Origin of the sequence: Tenacibaculum jejuense (assembly GCF_900198195.1) — a bacterium.
Classification (GTDB): Bacteria; Bacteroidota; Bacteroidia; order Flavobacteriales; family Flavobacteriaceae; genus Polaribacter; species Polaribacter jejuensis.
This window is the reverse complement of the sequence record NZ_LT899436.1, coordinates 1,175,754-1,193,008: the sequence shown is the minus strand read 5'-3', so window position 1 is coordinate 1,193,008 and position 17,255 is coordinate 1,175,754. Positions and strand designations below refer to the sequence as shown.

The following is a 17,255-nucleotide window of genomic DNA, read 5'->3' as shown; positions in this document are numbered from 1 at the left end:
TGTTTTTTTTGCTATAAAATTTCAGCTACTGTAAAAGTACTCCCACCAACAAATATGAGATCTTCATCTGAAAAACAATTAAGAGACTCATTGTAAGCATCTTGAACAGAACCATAATATTCTCCTTCTAATCTATACATTTGTGCTCTATTTCTTAACTCTCTTTCTGAAAGTCCTCTTGGAATATTTGGTTTACAAAAATAATAAGTTGCTTCAGCTGGAAACATTGGTAGAATTTCATCTAAGTTTTTATCAGAAACTACTCCTAAAACAATATGTAATCTCTTATAATTTTCTTCTTGAAGTTGTTTTAATACATAAGTAAGCCCTTCTTTATTATGAGCTGTATCACAAATTACTTTTGGAGATTCTTGTAAAATCTGCCATCTTCCTTTTAAGTTTGTATTGTAAACCACATTACTTAACCCTTTTTGTATCTGTTCTTCATTTACTCTAAAACAAGAAAGTTTAGCAATAGCTGTAACTGCTGTTTTCATGTTTTTCTGTTGATACGATCCCAGTAAATCTGTTTTATGACGAATTTCTTTACTATCTGAAGCAAATACAATTTCAGAAAATAACTCTTGTGCTTTATTGATAAAAACATTTTCTGTATCTACATCTCTTTCTCCAATAACTACAGGAATTCCTTTTTTAATGATTCCTGCTTTCTCAACAGCTATTTTCTGAACTGTATCTCCTAAAATCTGCACATGATCTAATCCTATATTAGTAATTACAGAAACTTCAGGAGTTATAATGTTTGTAGAATCTAAACGCCCTCCTAGTCCAACTTCAATAACAGCAATATCAACATTTTCTTCAGAAAAATATTCGAAAGCCATTCCTACTGTCATTTCAAAAAAAGACAAGTAATTTTCTTCAAAAAAACTTTTGTTCTTTGTTATAAAATCGACAACATTATGTTCTTGAATCTCTTTCCCGTTAATTCTAATTCTTTCAGTAAAACTTTTTAAATGAGGCGAAGTATATAATCCAACTTTATAACCTGCTTCCTGTAAAATTGAAGCAACCATATGACTCGTAGATCCCTTTCCATTAGTTCCTCCTACATGAATGGACTTGAACTTATTTTCTGGATTACCTAGGTGGTTAGATAATTTAATAATATTAGATAAATCTTCTTTATAGGCAGTTTTTCCCTGACTCTGGTACATTGGTAATTGATTAAACATCCAATTTACCGTTTCTTCATATGTCATATTAATTGTAAACTACTTTGATAATGAGAATTTGTAAATAATGGTTCCTTTTTGCTTTTTTGGAGCATTCCCATCAGGATTCCATTTTGTTTTTAACGCTGCTTCTTTAGCTGCTTTAAATAAACATGGGGCAGAATTAGTTGTTCCTCTTGCTCCAGGTGAAGCTTTGATTACACTTCCATCTTTATTAACTTCTATACTTACCACTACAGTACCTTCTTCTTCACAATCTGGTTTTTGCACGGGTTTAGACAAAGCTTTTCTTCCTGCTAAATTATAATTACCTCCTGAACCTCCTCCAGCTTCTCCATAATATTTATTAGAATCAGGATCACCTTTTTTATCACCTTTTACTCCAGTTTGAGCATCATCCCCTTCTCCTTTTTTCACTTCTCCATCTGGTGAACTTCCTTTTAATAAACTATTTAAAGCATCTGTTGCAGCTTTAGATGGTTTTGGCTTTGGCTTCTCTTTTGGTTTTTCTTCTTTAACCTCCTTAACTTCTTTAACAGATTCCTTTTTTTCTTCATTCTTTTCTACAACAGGAACATCTTCTTTAGTAGTGTCATCTGTTATTACCTCTTCAGCTATTTCTTCTTTAGGTTGCTCTTCCACTTTTTCAATTTGTTCCTCAACCTTTTCCTCTTGAACTTCTTCAGCTTTAGGTTGCGTAGCTTTTACCTTTTCAACAGGTTCTCCACTTCCGACATTAGAATCTCCATAATTGATAGACACTCCGTATTCAACTGGTGGATCCATATAACGCATACCAAAACCATACATCATTAGAAGTATCAACAGTAAAAGTATTGCTGTAATTATAGCAGACTTTCTTTTATGTATTGTATCAAATACTTGCATTTATCTTCCTTTAACAGCTAAGATCATCTTCAATTTATTCCTGTTTGCAATGTCTATTACCTGCATTACATTTTTATATGGAACATTTTGATCTCCTCTGATTACAACTGTTTTTTCTTTATTTACACCTACTTTATTTAACAATTCTTGTTCCAAACTGTTTGAAGAAACTTTTGATTTATCTATATAAAAATCTGAATCTTTTGTAATGGTAACAGCTATTGAAGTTTGGTTCTCTGTTTTTCCACCTGCTTTTGGCAATAATACATCTATAGCACTTACAGTTACTAATGTAGATGTTAACATAAAAAATATTAACAGTAGAAAAACTATGTCTGTCATTGAAGACATATTAAAGTTTGGATTTACTTTATTTCTTCCTCTTAAATTCATTACACTGGTTCATTTAATAAATCTAAAAACTCTACAGATTTTGCCTCCATTTGATATACAACTTTATCTGTTCTTACAACCAAATGATTATATGCTATATAAGCCACAATACCGACTATTAAACCTGCTACTGTAGTTGTCATGGCTGTATATAAACCATCTGATAACATTTTAATATCTATCTGACCTCCAGAATTTGCAATCTCATGGATAGCTACAATCATACCTATTACAGTTCCTAAGAAACCAATCATTGGAGCTGCACCAGCAATTGTTGCTAATACAGATACATTTTTTTCTAATTTATATACTTCTAACTTACCTGCATTTTCGATTGCAGTATTAATATCATCTAAAGGTTTTCCTATTCTAGAAATTCCTTTTCCGACTAACCTAGAAGATGGTGTGTTTGTACTTTCGCATAATGCTTTAGCTGAATCTAGATTTCCATTTAAAACAAAATCTCTTATCTGATTCATAAAATTACTATCTTCTTGAGAAGCAGATTTTACAGCAAAAAAACGTTCAAAATAAATGTAAAGCGCAACTCCTAACAAGACAAAAAGAATGGCTATTATAATCTGCCCTCCTGGCCCTCCATCTTTTATTAACTGAATAATTGATAATGTTTTTTCTTGTGATGCTTCTTCTAATACTTGCTCAGCAGCTTCCTGAATAAATAATAACATATACTATTCTTACTTTTTTAAATATTTAAACGAATTGTTTGTTTGAAAATTTCAATATAGGAATCTAAAAGTAAACGTATTATCTTTTTTTTAACTTTTTAAAGTAAAAATAACAGCAACTTTCCACTTTCAAATCCACTTAATTTGAGTTGCACAACATTATACACAACATAAACAAATATATTCATTATAGATTGAATAATAAGTTGTCTTTAACAATGAAATTAAAATTTAACGACTAAACCATTTCGTTGTATAGTGAGATACAGTACCATTATCGAAATGTATATGAAGGTACTTTTTCTTAAAAAGATTCGAACTGTTTATTTTATATACCCAAGTATTACCAAAGTGATTTTTATAACATGAACCCATAATCTTTTCAACGGTTTTCTTCTTTAAACTTAGTAGCTCATCAAAATTATTTAAAAAAGAAAATGATTGATGTTCAGAAGAATTTTTAAAGCTATCTAAAATCTTCCCATACAAAACATCACTTTTAGTCTCTTCGGAAGAAACACTACTAAACGTTCTTGAATTAAATGTTGTTTCTACTTCATTATTTAACATAACTTCTTTAACATCTTTGTTTCTCACTAAAATCTCACTCGCTAACTGTAAATAACATTGCGCTCCAACACAAGTAGCATCAAACTCGATAACACTCTGACCAAAACTTGGCGCTTGAGTAATTTTAGAATTACGTTCTATTAATGTATTAAAAACAAGATCTTTAAAATAACTACGCACATAGTCAACAACTTTGTTAGAAAGGTTTAATCGTTTATCATACATTGTAAGTAGAAAACCTTCTATATGTAACTTTTCATTCATTTTCTTTTGTACAAAGCGTACAGTTTTCAAAAACTTGTGTAAGCCTTCTAATGCATAATAATCACATTGAACAGGAATAAGAACGGCATCTGAAGTAGCTAATATTTCTAAATTTTTCGCTTTAAAAAAAGGAACACAATCAATTAGAATATAATCATAAGAATGTTTTATTTTCTGTAATGCTTTTTGAAATTTTGATACTACAGAAGACTTCTCAAAAAAGTTTAAATCTTCAAAAAAAGGAAATAAACAAACGTTTGGAGCATTTGTTTTTATAATATTGTTTTTAATAACAGATGTAAAATCCATATACTCGAGAGCAGGATTATTAAGTTGATCTGCTCCGAAACCAAATGAAACCGAAGCATTTGCTTGTGGATCTGTATCTATTACCAATACTTTTTTCTCAAGAACTCCCAATGCAGCAGATAAATTTACACAGGTAGTTGTTTTACCTACGCCTCCTTTCTGATTACAAATAGAAATAATTTTTCCCATGTAAAATGTTACTAGTTGAAATTAAAAGTTAATTGATCAAGATTTCCAATATTCAACACTCGAGAAAAAGCAGACTTAAAATTATTTTAGCATACTAATTTAGGGGGATGTATCACTATAAAAACCTTTATAGTTTATTCTTTAATCATGATAACAAAATTTTAAATCATTGTTTATAAAAAGAATAGACCTTTAAAGCTAAAAAAAAATCCTGAATTTAAAAAATTCAGGATTTTCTATAAAGAATACTATATTTTCTTACAGCATAACCTTTACTAAAACATAACCTAATACACCTAAAACGATAGTGTAAGGAAGTGCCATTTTCACCATCTTTCCATAAGATAAATTAATCAACGGTGCTAATGAAGATGTTAGTAAGAATAAGAAAGCTGCTTGTCCGTTTGGAGTAGCCACACTTGGTAAATTTGTTCCTGTATTAATTGCTACAGCTAATTTTTCAAAATGCTCTCTGGTAATTGCACCACTTTTAAATGCATTTTCTACTTCTCCAATATATACTGTTGCTACAAAAACATTATCACTTATCGCTGATAAGAATCCGTTAGCGATGTAAAATAATCCTGGTTGAGTTGCTGGATCTTGATCTAAAGCCCATTTAATAATTGGACTAAATAAATGCTGATCGTGAATCATCGCTACAATTACAAAGAATACTACTAATAAACCTGTAAAAGGTAACGCTTCTTCAAAAGCATGCCCTAGTTTATGTTCATCGATAATTCCCATAAAAGCAGTTTGAACTATAATTAATCCTAACCCAATAAAACCTACTGGTGCAATATGTAAAGCCAAACCAGCTATTAATAAAATTGCAGAAACACCTTGTACAATTAATCCATACTTTTCTCCATCTGTTCTTTTATTATCTTCTTCTATGGTGTAGCTTTCTATAATTTCTGCAGCAACTTTAGGTAGTTTTGCTCCAAAACCAAACCAACCTGTAGTTTCAAGTACAACTGTAGTTAGTAAACCTGCTAACAACACAGGAATTGTTATAGGTGCCATTTGTATGAAAAAGTCTACAAAATTCCATCCTAATCTTTCTCCAATCAGTAAATTCTGAGGTTCACCAACTAAAGTACAAACTCCTCCAAGAGCAGTACCAACTACACCATGCATAATTAAACTTCTTAGGAAACTTCTAAATTGCTCTAATGTATCGCCACTTAATTCTTTTCGATCTAATGTTCCGTCATTATCATAATCTGCTGAACTTGATGCTATTCTATGATATACTCCATAGAAACCTACAGCTACACTAATTAACACAGCAGTTACAGTTAAAGCATCTAAAAATGCTGATAACACTGCCGCTAGAAATACAAATAATAAGGATAGAATTAGCTTTGATTTAATTTTTGTGAATACCTTACTAAAAATATACATCAGTAAGGGCTTCATAAAGTAAATACCTGCCACCATAAACACTAAAAGTAAAACTACTTCTAAGTTTTGATCAACTTCATGGTACGCACTTTTGGGAGTTGTTAACCCTAAAACTAAAGCTTGTATTGCTAGTAATCCTCCAGATTGTAAAGGATAACATTTTAATGCCATTGCTAAAGTAAAAATGAATTCGCCTATAAAAAGCCAAGCCACAATACTGTGCGCTAAATGGTTCTCCATAAAAATTGGCAATAGGAAATACAGAACAGTATTTAAAACTAAAAAACCTACCATGGTTAACTTGAACCACTTTGGGCTATTTCCTAAAAAGTATTTTAACATAATTGTACTTATTTGATTAAATTAATTCCTTGAGGGCGATCTCAAACGCCGTTTCGCTAATATTTGTTTTTAAGGGATTATTAGCATGTGCTTTTTGTAAAGCATTTTTTATTATTGTTGATGTATCACTAAAAATAGCTTCATCATCCATTGCAACTCTTTTCTCCATAAAGTAAGCAAACACTCTTGCCATTCCACAATTTGAAATAAAATCTGGAATTAAACTTACCTTTTTATCTGTATTTTCCATTATTGGTCCAAAGAAAATTTCTTTATCTGCAAATGGAACATTGGCACCACATGAAATAACTTCTAAACCAGTATTAATCATTTGGTCAATTTGCTTTTGAGTAATTAATCTTGAAGCCGCACAAGGAGCAAAAATTTCACAAGGTAAATTCCATACTCTAGCATTCATTTCTTCAAAAGGTATCATGTTTTCAGCAACTAAAGTATTTCCATCTTTATTCAAGAATAATTCTTTAATTTCTTCAAACGTAAAACCTTCTTCATTAATTACTCCTCCAGCTCTATCTATAATTCCAACTACTTTAGCTCCCATTTGTGCTAAGTAATAAGCTGCTGCAGAACCTACGTTTCCAAATCCTTGTATTACTGCTCTTTTTCCTTGCACATCTCCACCATAAATATCATAATAATGCTTTACAGCTTCAGCAACTCCGTAGCCTGTAATCATATCAGCAACAGTATACTTCTTTGTGATATCTGGTGAAAAATCCTCACTTTCAATAACTTTAATTACACCGTGGCGTAACTGACCAATTCTATTGATTTTATCAGCTTCTGTTGGTTTAAAATGACCATTAAAAACTCCTTCTTGCGGGTGCCAAACACCACAATCTTCTGTAATTGGAATTACTTCGTGAATTTCATCTACATTTAAATCTCCACCTGTTCCGTAATAATTTTTTAATAATGGCGCTACTGCTTTATACCATCTTCTTAACACACCTTCTTTTCTAGGATCTCTAGGATCGAAATTAATTCCTGACTTTGCACCACCAATAGCTGGACCCGAAACAGTAAATTTCACTTCCATTGTTTTGGCAAGTGACATTACCTCATATTTATCTAACCCTTTACGCATTCTGGTTCCACCTCCTGCTGCTCCACCTCTCAATGAGTTTATTACTGTCCAACCTTCAGCATCTGTTTCTGGATCTTTCCAATTAAAAACTATTTCTGGTTGCTTCTCTTCGTATTTTTTTAATAATTCTTTCATGATTTAATTAATAATGGTTGTTTGTTAATTTTTTGTTTGTTTTTAAATTAAATCATGTAAGCTAAAGTTGTGTCATTTCATTTATTTTTTGTTATCTCGCAAACTTACCAAAAAATTAGATTTTTTAATGCAAATATTTTCATACAATATTCAACAAAAACACATCTAATTATTAACGCTTTCAACATTTTTTCACAAATAAATACTTGCGCAATTTACTAAGGAAACTTTTAAGACAAAAATAGTTTCCTTAGTTTATTTATACTTTAACATTTCTTTATGATTGGCGATTTTTAGGATTAAAAATCACTCCTGTTGCATGATCTTTAGAGGCTCCTGTTACAGATTTTAAACAATTCACTTCATTTTTAAGTTTCAATAATCCAAGAAAAGCAAATATTAAAGCTTCCTTGTATTCTATCAAGAGCTCTGGAGCCATATTTATCTTCTTATTTATATTACGTTCAACTTCTTGTATAAAATAAGTATTAAATGCTCCACCACCTGTAATTAAAACTTTATTTGAGTTTTTAATCACTTCACTTATTTGAAATGTACTATGTTTTACAAATGTTTTTAAAATTGTAGGAATATTTGTTTCCAAATTGTTAATTAATGGAAAGATTTCACTTTTCACCCATTCTAAACCTAAAGATTTAGGAGGCTGTTTTTTATAAAACTCTAAAGCATTTAGTTTAACTAATAAATCACTATTTACTTTACCTGATCTTGCTATGTTTCCGTTTTTATCATAGTCTAAGCCTATTTTTTTTGTGTAATAGTTTAACACAATATTGACAGGACAAATATCAAAAGCAATCCTTTCATTTTTAGATTTGTAGGAAACATTTGCAAAGCCTCCTAGATTCAAACAATAATCGTATTCTTCAAATAACAATTCGTCACCAATAGGAACTAAAGGCGCACCTTGTCCTCCCAGATTAACATCTTGTGCTCTAAAATCACAAACAACTTTTATGTTTGTCATTTCTGCTATTTTCTTTCCATTACCAATCTGTAATGTAATTCCTTTATCAGGCTGATGAAAAACTGTATGCCCGTGAGAAGCAATGAAATCTAGATTATTAATCCTAAATTTTTCAATAAATTCATTAACACATCTCCCTAAATACAGTCCATAATCATCATTTATTTTGTTAAGTTCTTCCGTACTTAATGTTATAGCATCAGATAAAATATGTTTCCAATCTTTATTATAAGCTCTAGTTTCTGCATGTATAATTTGAAAATCTTTATAATCGAAGTTGTTGAATTTCACGTAAACTAAATCCAAACCGTCGAGTGATGTGCCCGACATTAATCCTATTGCGTATCTAAACTCATTCTGCATAAAGTAAAAATATAAAAGCTATTGAAAAAATAATATTAAAAGGGTATCTTTGAGCGCGTTTTATACAAATTTAATATAACTATAACGATTTAGTATGGATTTTAATCTGACAGAGGAGCATTTAATGATTCGAGACGCAGCTCGTGATTTTGCTCAAAATGAATTATTACCAGGTGTTATTGAGAGAGATGAAAAACAACAATTTCCTGATGAATTAGTGAGAAAAATGGGTGAACTCGGCTTTATGGGAGTTATGGTAGATCCTAAATATGGAGGTAGTGGAATGGATACTATTTCTTACGTACTGATTATGGAGGAGTTATCTAAAATTGATGCTTCTGCTTCTGTAATGGTTTCTGTTAATAATTCACTTGTTTGTTATGGATTAGAAGCTTATGGTACTGAAAAACAAAAGCAAAAATATTTAACAAAATTAGCGACTGGTGAACAAATCGGTGCTTTTTGTTTAAGTGAACCTGAAGCAGGATCTGATGCTACGTCTCAAGCAACTACTGCTGAAGATAAAGGTGATTATTATTTATTAAATGGAACTAAAAACTGGATTACTAACGGTGGACGTTCTGATGTGTATTTAGTAATTGCTCAAACTGATAGAGCTAAAGGTCATAGAGGAATTAATGCTTTTATCGTTGAAAAAGGTATGGAAGGTTTCCATATTGGTCCTAAAGAAGATAAATTAGGGATTCGTGGCTCTGATACACATACTTTACAATTCAATGATGTAAAAGTTCCTAAAGAAAATAGAATTGGAGAAGATGGTTTCGGATTTAAATTCGCTATGAAAACTTTATCTGGTGGACGTATTGGGATTGCTGCTCAAGCTTTAGGTATTGCATCTGGTGCTTATGAATTAGCTTTAAAATATTCTAAAGAGCGTAAAGCTTTTGGTACTGAAATTTGTAACCACCAAGCTATTGCTTTCAAATTAGCTGATATGTATACAGAAATCACTGCTGCTCGTCATTTAGTAATGCAATCTGCATGTGATAAAGACAATGGCAATAATTATGATCGTTCTGGAGCTATGGCTAAATTATATGCTTCTAAAGTAGCTATGGAACAAACTGTTGAAGCTGTTCAAATTCACGGTGGAAATGGATTCGTAAAAGAATATCATGTTGAGCGTTTAATGCGTGATGCAAAAATTACACAGATTTATGAAGGAACTTCTGAAATTCAAAAAATAGTAATTTCTAGAAGCTTGATTAAAGAGTAGTAAGAATACAATATTTTTATAAAACTCATCTTAATAATTAAGATGAGTTTTTTTATTCAAATAAATTAGGTTTAGGTATTTCAAACTCAAAACGAACACCTTCTTTATCATTCGATCTTTTCGCCAAACGTATGCTACCATTCAATCTTGTGATTATTGATTTAATTGTAGCTAAACCTATTCCTGTGTTTTGAAAATTAGTTTCGCCTAAAGTTTCAAACATCATAAAAACTTTATCATAAAATTTAATTGGTATTCCTGGTCCGTTATCTTCATATATAAATTGATAAGATTCTTCTTTTAGTTCGCATGATGTAAATACTTTACATTCCTCTTTGTCATTAAACTTATCTGAATTAGTCAATAGATTTTGAAAAATTTGAATAAAACAGATTTTTGAATGGTAAATATTAAAATCTAATTCTTTGAAGCTAATTGTCACCTTATTCTCTAAATCACAATTTTTCACAATATCACGAAGAAGTTCTTTAAAATTAAAGCTCTCAAAACTAATATCTGCATTTGTAACTTTTGAGTACTGTAGTAGTTGATTTATCATGGACTCCATGTATGTTGCTCTTGAGGAAATAAGTTCTATAAATTCTACAATTTTACTTTTTCCAGAAATATTATTTAAATCTTCTTTAAGAAATAATGCTAAAGAATTAATACCTCTTACAGGAGTTTTTAAATCATGAGTTAATCTATGAGTAAATTGATTTAACTCATTATTTAACCTTGTTATTTCTTGATTGGCTTGCTGTAATTTTAAGTTTTTCTTTCTTAGCTCTAACAAACTCATGACCTGTTGCGACAATGCTCTTAGCGACTCTTTTTGTCCTTCAGATAACGATGTTCTAGGTTCATTATCAATCACACATAAAGTACCTAAAGCATGTCCATCTTTCGTTGTTAATGGAGCTCCTGCATAAAACACTACATGAGGATCGTCGATAGTTAATGGATTATCTGAAAAACGATGATCTTTTGTTGCATCTGGAACTATAAATAATTCATCTGGCTGTAGTATACTATGCGCACAAAATGCATAATCTCTAGGAGTTTCTTTTGCGTCTAACCCATAAGTAGATTTAAACCATTGTCGTTCAGGATCGACTAACGACACTAATGCTATTGGAGCCTTACATATTTCTGCAGCTATCTTTGTAATATTATCATAGTCTTCTTCTGGAAGTGTATCGAGAATGTTGTAACTTTTTAAAGCTTCTACTCTTTCTTTCTCATTTGTTGGGGGTGTTGCTATTTTCATAGAGTAATTTTAATGGATTCAATAATAGTTCGTTTTTAAATAAGTTACTCTTTAGATCTACTCCTAAATATAACATAATAATTTAATACAATAAAGAAAGAAAATTGATAAACAGTGTTTTACCTGTATGCTTACTATATAATTAAATAAACTTACAGTGCGTTTATCTTCTTTATTTTTTGTTAATGATTTCTTAATTCTATTTTATGGCATAAAGCTTGCTTATCAAAATGGAAATTATAAATCTAAAAAACATGAAAAAATTACTTTTACTATTCGCTTTAACTTTTACATTAATCTCTAACGCTCAAGATGGGGAGTTCAATATCGGAGCTAATTTTGGTTTACCTGTAGGCGATATTGATGTTAGTCACAATTTTGCTATTAGTGCAGAAGTTAATTATTTATTTGATGTTTCTGATGAATTCCAAGTTGGTCCTTCAGTTTCCTTTATCAATTACTTTGGAAAGGAAGAAAACAACATTGGATTTGGGAGTATTCAATTCTTACCAATTGCAGGTGCTGCAAGATTCAATGTTTCAGATGCTTTTTCTCTGGGAGCTGATTTAGGTTATGCTGTTGGAATTAACCAAGGTAATGATGGTGGATTTTACTACAGACCTGTAGTTGCTTATCATTTGACCGAAACGATAGCTTTACAAGCTAGTTATAGTGGTGTAACAAGTGATGGAGCTACAGCAAGTAATGTTGGTTTAGGCGTAGTATTTAAACTTTAAAAAACATCTCATTAAAAATTACAAAGTCTATTCAATTTTGAGTAGGCTTTTTTTATTTTTACGGTTATGACAGAAAAGAAAAAATTCAACAATCCGGTTTGGTCTGCTTTAAAAGAAACACATAAGGAATACCTCATCAGTTATGAGAACGCAAAGTTTTATCATCCAGATTATTGTCCATTTGGAAGTCTCTACGAAACTAAAGATATTACAAAAGCTATGGAATCTTATGCAGAATTAACTTCTGATTTTTTCATTGTTTGTCAAGAAGCTCCAATATATCCAGAAAGTTTAATCTTAAAGGGAGAATATCGCTGTTTACAAATGGGACTATCTCAAGAAGATTTTAAAATTCCTGAATATACTTCAACTATAGTAAAATTAACCAAAGCCAATGAGCAGCAACTTTATGATTTAATAATGCTTGTAATGCCAGGAACTTACCGTAAAAAATCATTCAATATTGGTGATTATTATGGAATTTTTGATGGTGACGAATTAGTAGCAGCTACAGGAGAACGTATTCAAGGCGATGAATTTATTGAAGTTAGTGGTGTTGTTACTCATCCTAATCATGTTAGAAAAGGATATGCAAAACAATTAGTTGCTTATACTTCTGCAGAAGTTTTACGAAAAGGAAAAACTCCAATTTTACATGTACTAGAAACCAATGAAGGTGCAATTCGACTTTACGAGAAATTAGGATATACAACTTTAGACTTTATGTATTGGAGGCATTATATAAAAAGTTAATGCTACTTAAAGTTTACTTCATGCAAATGTAAACCAGAAGCAGGTGCAATACTTTTAAGAAATTCAATATTAGAATTTCCATCTAAACTTTGTTTGATAAAATCTAAATTATAATTTCCTTTGCCTAATTCTGCTAATGCGCCCATAATTAATCGGATCTGATTTCTTAAAAAACCTTGTCCTTTTATAACTAAGATATAACTCTTCTCAGGAAAAAAAGAAGCTGTTAATTCTGTGTTTTCAATAATCTCACAAGAATCAATTGTTCGTTCGACTTTTGTTTCTTCTGATGGTTTGGTACAGTAATGTTTAAAATTATGAAATCCTTCAAACAATTTAGCTCCTTCTATCATCAAATCAATATTAAGATGATCTAAATATCCTACTAAAAAAGGCGCGCAGTATGGATGGTTTTTTTCTCCAAAAGAAAAGTAATAACGATACTCTTTTTGTTTTGGATGTTGAATTATATTAAAGCTTTCGTCTTCTATTCTTTCAATTGCTGTTACTCTAATATCAGAAGGAGAGTTTATATTAAAAGTTTCTATAAAAATATCTTCATCTAACTTTTCATCTATGAATAATTGGTACGCATAATTTGTAGAAGAAACCTTCGCATCTGTTCTCCCCACTCCTATTGTTTTACAACGAATTCCTTTACAAACAAACTTTAGAGTTTTATCTAAAGCCCAGTGTACAGTTTTCAGATTTGGCTGTTTTTGCCATCCATGAAATCGAAATCCTAAATATTGAAAACGTACTAAATACGCGTAATTATAATTCATATGCCAAAGTTACTATTTTTAAAATGCTGAACTACTCTATAAAACTCACCTAACATTTTTAGCTAGTTAACTATCAATCAACATAGTTTACATTAAGCTAAACTTTCTTTTATTTTTAAATAACTATTTAAAAACATCTATCAGCTTCATTTGCTGATTAATTATTAACCCCAAACTTTTTATCAAAATGAAAAAAATTTTATTCCTTTCAATTTTAACTTTATTCACTTTAATCAGTTGTTCTGAATCTAATAATTGTTATGAATGTGAATCTTCTATTACTAATGAAATCGAATCATCAGACATAGAAATAACAAAAAACAGAGCTGTAAATCTTGATCAATTAAAATACAATCAAGTAATGTATAAAGGTTCTCATAATTCTTATGAAAGAAGAGAAGACATTACAGAACAGATAACAAATAGTAGTCCGGCTTACCAAAATAATGTATTAGCATTAGAGTTAGATATTTGGAGAAATACCCCAAGAAGCTCATACACAAACACTAGTATTCCTTCGAATACTTGGGTTGTAAATCATTGGCCACATCCTGGACGATATGGAAAAACTTTAGCTTCTTATTTTTCTAAATTAAAAGATTGGCATAATAGAAACAGAAATCACTTACCAATCATGATTAAATTAGATGTAAAAAGTTCTAATGGTGGATATCAAAATTTTCACGAACAAATAGAATGGTATTTACAACGTTACTTAGGAGATAGTGATGTTATTTTTAAAGCGCAACGATTATTTAAAGATCCTAACAGATCAATCAGACATAATGTTTTGTATGAAGATGCTTGGCCTTCTATGAATGAACTTCGTGGTAAATTTATTATTGTTTTAACTGGAAATGGAAGTTGGATGGATCAGTACGTTAGAACAAATTCTCGTTACAGATGGGCTTTTGGAATGAAAGCACAAACTATTGCTAATACAAATAATACGAATAGTGGTATATCTCAAGCTAACAATACCATTGACAATAACCCTAATTATGTGTTTTATAACTTTAGTATGTCGGATATCAATGACAAAAGAAATAAAGCAGGTTCTAGAGAATATGCTCGTCAACTAGCAAGAAGAGGAATGATTACTAGAGTTTATTCTGCAAATAACAGAGATGAATGGGAACGCTGTAAAAGTTGGAAAATCAGTTGTATTTCTACTAACAAAATTAAGAATCACGATTGGGCTAAAATTGATAATAACAATATGTTCATTCAACGATAATTAAAATTGTTATAATTTTAAGAAGGAGAGTTTTTAAGCTCTCCTTTATTTTTTACTTTCATAAAAACAACCTCTTCATTTTATTTAAATCAAAAAATGAAAGGGTATATTTTTAAATATTCGTAATATTTTTCATTCTTTCTCGTAGCTTAAAACTATTCTGTAACTTACAACGAAATCGTTGTAATTACTATATCATTTTTTCATGAAAAATAGAAAACTATTGATGATACCAGGACCAATTGAAGTAGATCCTGCAGTATTAAGAGCTATGGGAGAAGTGACTACCAGTCATATTGCTCCTAATTTTATAGAAAGTTTTGGAAACGCATTAAAGTTAATGCGTAAAATTTGGTTAGCTCCAAAAGGTCAGCCATTTATTATTGCTGGTAGTGGAACTTTAGCTATGGATATGGCAGTAAGTAATCTTATCGAATCTGGTGATAATGCATTAGTAATTTCTACAGGATATTTTGGAGAACGTTATAAAAATATTTTAGCAACGTATGGTGCGAACGTAACTGTACTTCAGGCTGAAATTGGTGAAACGGTTTCTTTAGAAAAAATTGAAGTAGAGTTATCTTCTAAAGATTATAAATTATTAACTATTACTCATGTTGATACCTCAACCGGAGTTTTAACAGATCCTAAAGCGATTGCTGCATTAGCTCAAAAATATAATACATTAAGCATTGTAGATGGAGTTTGTGCTACAGCTGGAGAAGAAACACAACAAGAAACTTGGGGAATCGATGTAGTATTAACTGGTTCTCAAAAGGCAATTGGAGTTCCTCCTGGTTTGGCTTTATTGGTTGCTTCAGAAAAAGCAATAAACGTTTGGAAAAATAGAACAACTCCTGTACAAAACTATTATGGAAGTTTTACAAATTGGTTGCCTATTATGCAGGCTTACGAAGAAAGAAGACCTTCATATTTTGGTACACCTCCAGTAAATTTAATTCGTGCTTTAGAAGTAAGTTTAGATTTAATCAATACAGAAGGAATTGAAAATAGAGTAGCAACTCATATTACATATGCAAAAGCATTTAGAAAAGCTGTACAAGCTATCGGTTTACAGTTAGTTCCTAAGACTAACGATATTGCCGCTAATACAATGACTGCGATTTATTATCCTGAAGGAATTGATGGAAACTCATTTAGAAAAGATATTTCTGAATACGGAGTAATTTTAGCTGGTGGTTTACATGCAGAAATTAAAACCAAATACTTTAGAATTGGTCACATGGGAGCAATTACTAAAAGTGATATTGTTGCTACATTGAGCGCAATAGAATCTGCTTTACAAAAACAAAACTACAATTTTGAGTTTGGTAAAAGTGTTGGGATATTTTTATCGAGCTTAGCTTAAAATAATATAAACCCTTGTGTTTTTTACAAGGGTTTTAAAATTTTGTATTCACTCTCTTTTTGTGGTAAGTGTTCAATTACTGAATTCTGAATCAGTAATTTTAATTCTGATAATAATTTCTTTTTTACAAAAAACTTGTGCGTAACTAAACCTACTTTTCGAACAGGAATCGGCTTATCAAATTCAACCAATCTTTGTTTTATATCAGGAGATAAATCAGTAGTTGCTAAATATGGGAGAATTGTCATTCCTTTTCTGGCTCTTGTTATTCTCAATAAGCTATCCATAGAACCAGATTCAAATTCAAAGTTTTCATCTCGATTTGTATATTGATCAGACAAATCACAAATTCGTTGTACTTGTGTTCTTAAACAGTGCCCTTCTTGTAAAAGACAAAGTTTAGAATAATCAATATCATTTACAGAAATCTTACTTGTAATATCTCCTTCACTACAATCATATAAAACGAAAGGTTCAGAGTATAAATCTACTTCATTTAACATATCGTCTTCTAGAGGAAGCGCTAAGATGCCAACATCAATACTTCTGATTTTTAAAGCTTTTTGAATTTCACTTGTAGTCATTTCTCGAACAATAATTTTTACCTTCGGAAAAGCTTCAGCAAAATTTGTTAAAAATAGAGGTAATAAATATGGAGCGACAGTTGGAATGATTCCAATCTTTAATTCTCCGATCATTTCTCCTTTTAATTCCTGAACCAAATTATTTAAAGCATCAACTTCATTGGCTAAAATTCGTAATCGTTTTATAATTTCTTCACCTTCTACAGTAATCGAAACAGGCTTGGTTTTTCTATTAAAAATCTTAATTCCAATTTCTTTTTCAAACCTTCCAATCATGGTACTCAACGTAGATTGTGTTACAAAACATTTCTCTGCTGCGGCTTCAAAATTTTTTAAATCGACTACAGCTAATACGTACTGAAATTGTTGTATATTCATAATGAAGCAAATATAACACAATATTCACATTGTAGATGTTATATACACAAATATCGTTTTT

At 30.6% G+C, this 17,255-nt stretch carries 16 protein-coding genes; 5 read left to right on the top strand and 11 right to left on the bottom strand.

The window, feature by feature from the left end; translation table 11 throughout:
* Window positions 1–11 precede the first annotated feature (11 nt).
* From AQ1685_RS05510 to AQ1685_RS05475, 8 genes are all read right to left on the bottom strand, one after another.
* Window positions 12–1,223, bottom strand: coding sequence for a bifunctional folylpolyglutamate synthase/dihydrofolate synthase (locus AQ1685_RS05510; protein ID WP_095070159.1), 1,212 nt, complete (start codon window positions 1,221–1,223; stop codon window positions 12–14).
* Window positions 1,224–1,235: 12 nt separating this feature from the next.
* Window positions 1,236–2,084 (bottom strand): energy transducer TonB family protein, encoded by an 849-nt coding sequence (locus tag AQ1685_RS05505; protein WP_095070157.1) that lies wholly within the window; start codon window positions 2,082–2,084, stop codon window positions 1,236–1,238.
* On the bottom strand, window positions 2,085–2,477 hold the full coding sequence (locus tag AQ1685_RS05500) for an ExbD/TolR family protein (protein ID WP_095070154.1): 393 nt from the start codon (window positions 2,475–2,477) through the stop codon (window positions 2,085–2,087).
* The gene (locus AQ1685_RS05495; protein WP_095070152.1) at window positions 2,477–3,166 is read right to left on the bottom strand and encodes a MotA/TolQ/ExbB proton channel family protein; all 690 of its coding nucleotides are present in this window, start codon (window positions 3,164–3,166) and stop codon (window positions 2,477–2,479) included. Before AQ1685_RS05495 ends, AQ1685_RS05500 begins: the two co-directional genes overlap by 1 nt.
* Window positions 3,167–3,397: 231 nt before the next feature.
* Window positions 3,398–4,498, bottom strand: a complete 1,101-nt coding sequence (locus AQ1685_RS05490; protein WP_095070151.1) for a ParA family protein — start codon at window positions 4,496–4,498, stop codon at window positions 3,398–3,400.
* A 258-nt stretch (window positions 4,499–4,756) separates the two neighbouring features.
* Entirely contained in the window at window positions 4,757–6,250 is a 1,494-nt protein-coding gene (gene nhaB, locus AQ1685_RS05485) for a sodium/proton antiporter NhaB (protein WP_095070150.1), read from the bottom strand.
* A gap of 16 nt (window positions 6,251–6,266) precedes the next feature.
* Complete coding sequence (locus AQ1685_RS05480) at window positions 6,267–7,493, bottom strand: Glu/Leu/Phe/Val dehydrogenase dimerization domain-containing protein (RefSeq protein WP_095070149.1); 1,227 nt, start codon at window positions 7,491–7,493, stop codon at window positions 6,267–6,269.
* A 277-nt stretch (window positions 7,494–7,770) separates the two neighbouring features.
* On the bottom strand, window positions 7,771–8,844 hold the full coding sequence (locus tag AQ1685_RS05475; protein WP_095070147.1) for an anhydro-N-acetylmuramic acid kinase: 1,074 nt from the start codon (window positions 8,842–8,844) through the stop codon (window positions 7,771–7,773).
* A 94-nt stretch (window positions 8,845–8,938) separates the two neighbouring features.
* Between AQ1685_RS05475 and AQ1685_RS05470 the strand changes: the two genes are divergently transcribed.
* Entirely contained in the window at window positions 8,939–10,081 is a 1,143-nt protein-coding gene (locus AQ1685_RS05470; RefSeq protein WP_095070146.1) for an acyl-CoA dehydrogenase, read from the top strand.
* 52 nt (window positions 10,082–10,133) lie between these two features.
* Here the strand turns inward: AQ1685_RS05470 and AQ1685_RS05465 are convergent, their stop codons facing one another.
* Window positions 10,134–11,351: a sensor histidine kinase gene (locus AQ1685_RS05465; protein WP_095070145.1), complete on the bottom strand. Its 1,218-nt coding sequence runs from the start codon at window positions 11,349–11,351 to the stop codon at window positions 10,134–10,136.
* 254 nt (window positions 11,352–11,605) lie between these two features.
* Here AQ1685_RS05465 and AQ1685_RS05460 point away from each other — a divergent pair, with 254 nt between their 5' ends.
* Both AQ1685_RS05460 and AQ1685_RS05455 read left to right on the top strand, forming a co-directional pair.
* On the top strand, window positions 11,606–12,088 hold the full coding sequence (locus AQ1685_RS05460) for an outer membrane beta-barrel protein (protein WP_175577900.1): 483 nt from the start codon (window positions 11,606–11,608) through the stop codon (window positions 12,086–12,088).
* Window positions 12,089–12,154: 66 nt separating this feature from the next.
* Window positions 12,155–12,841: a GNAT family N-acetyltransferase gene (locus AQ1685_RS05455; protein WP_095070143.1), complete on the top strand. Its 687-nt coding sequence runs from the start codon at window positions 12,155–12,157 to the stop codon at window positions 12,839–12,841.
* Between the two features lie 2 nt (window positions 12,842–12,843).
* Here the strand turns inward: AQ1685_RS05455 and AQ1685_RS05450 are convergent, their stop codons facing one another.
* Window positions 12,844–13,626, bottom strand: coding sequence for a tRNA pseudouridine synthase A (locus AQ1685_RS05450; protein ID WP_095070141.1), 783 nt, complete (start codon window positions 13,624–13,626; stop codon window positions 12,844–12,846).
* Window positions 13,627–13,813: 187 nt separating this feature from the next.
* On the opposite strand from AQ1685_RS05450, the gene AQ1685_RS05445 reads away from it, so the two are divergent.
* Both AQ1685_RS05445 and AQ1685_RS05440 read left to right on the top strand, forming a co-directional pair.
* Window positions 13,814–14,863, top strand: a complete 1,050-nt coding sequence (locus tag AQ1685_RS05445) for a Ca2+-dependent phosphoinositide-specific phospholipase C (protein WP_095070139.1) — start codon at window positions 13,814–13,816, stop codon at window positions 14,861–14,863.
* Between the two features lie 205 nt (window positions 14,864–15,068).
* Window positions 15,069–16,232 (top strand): pyridoxal-phosphate-dependent aminotransferase family protein, encoded by a 1,164-nt coding sequence (locus AQ1685_RS05440; RefSeq protein ID WP_095070137.1) that lies wholly within the window; start codon window positions 15,069–15,071, stop codon window positions 16,230–16,232.
* A 23-nt stretch (window positions 16,233–16,255) separates the two neighbouring features.
* On the opposite strand, the gene AQ1685_RS05435 is transcribed toward AQ1685_RS05440, so the two are convergent.
* Window positions 16,256–17,194: a hydrogen peroxide-inducible genes activator gene (locus tag AQ1685_RS05435; protein ID WP_095070135.1), complete on the bottom strand. Its 939-nt coding sequence runs from the start codon at window positions 17,192–17,194 to the stop codon at window positions 16,256–16,258.
* Between the last annotated feature and the right edge of the window lie 61 nt (window positions 17,195–17,255).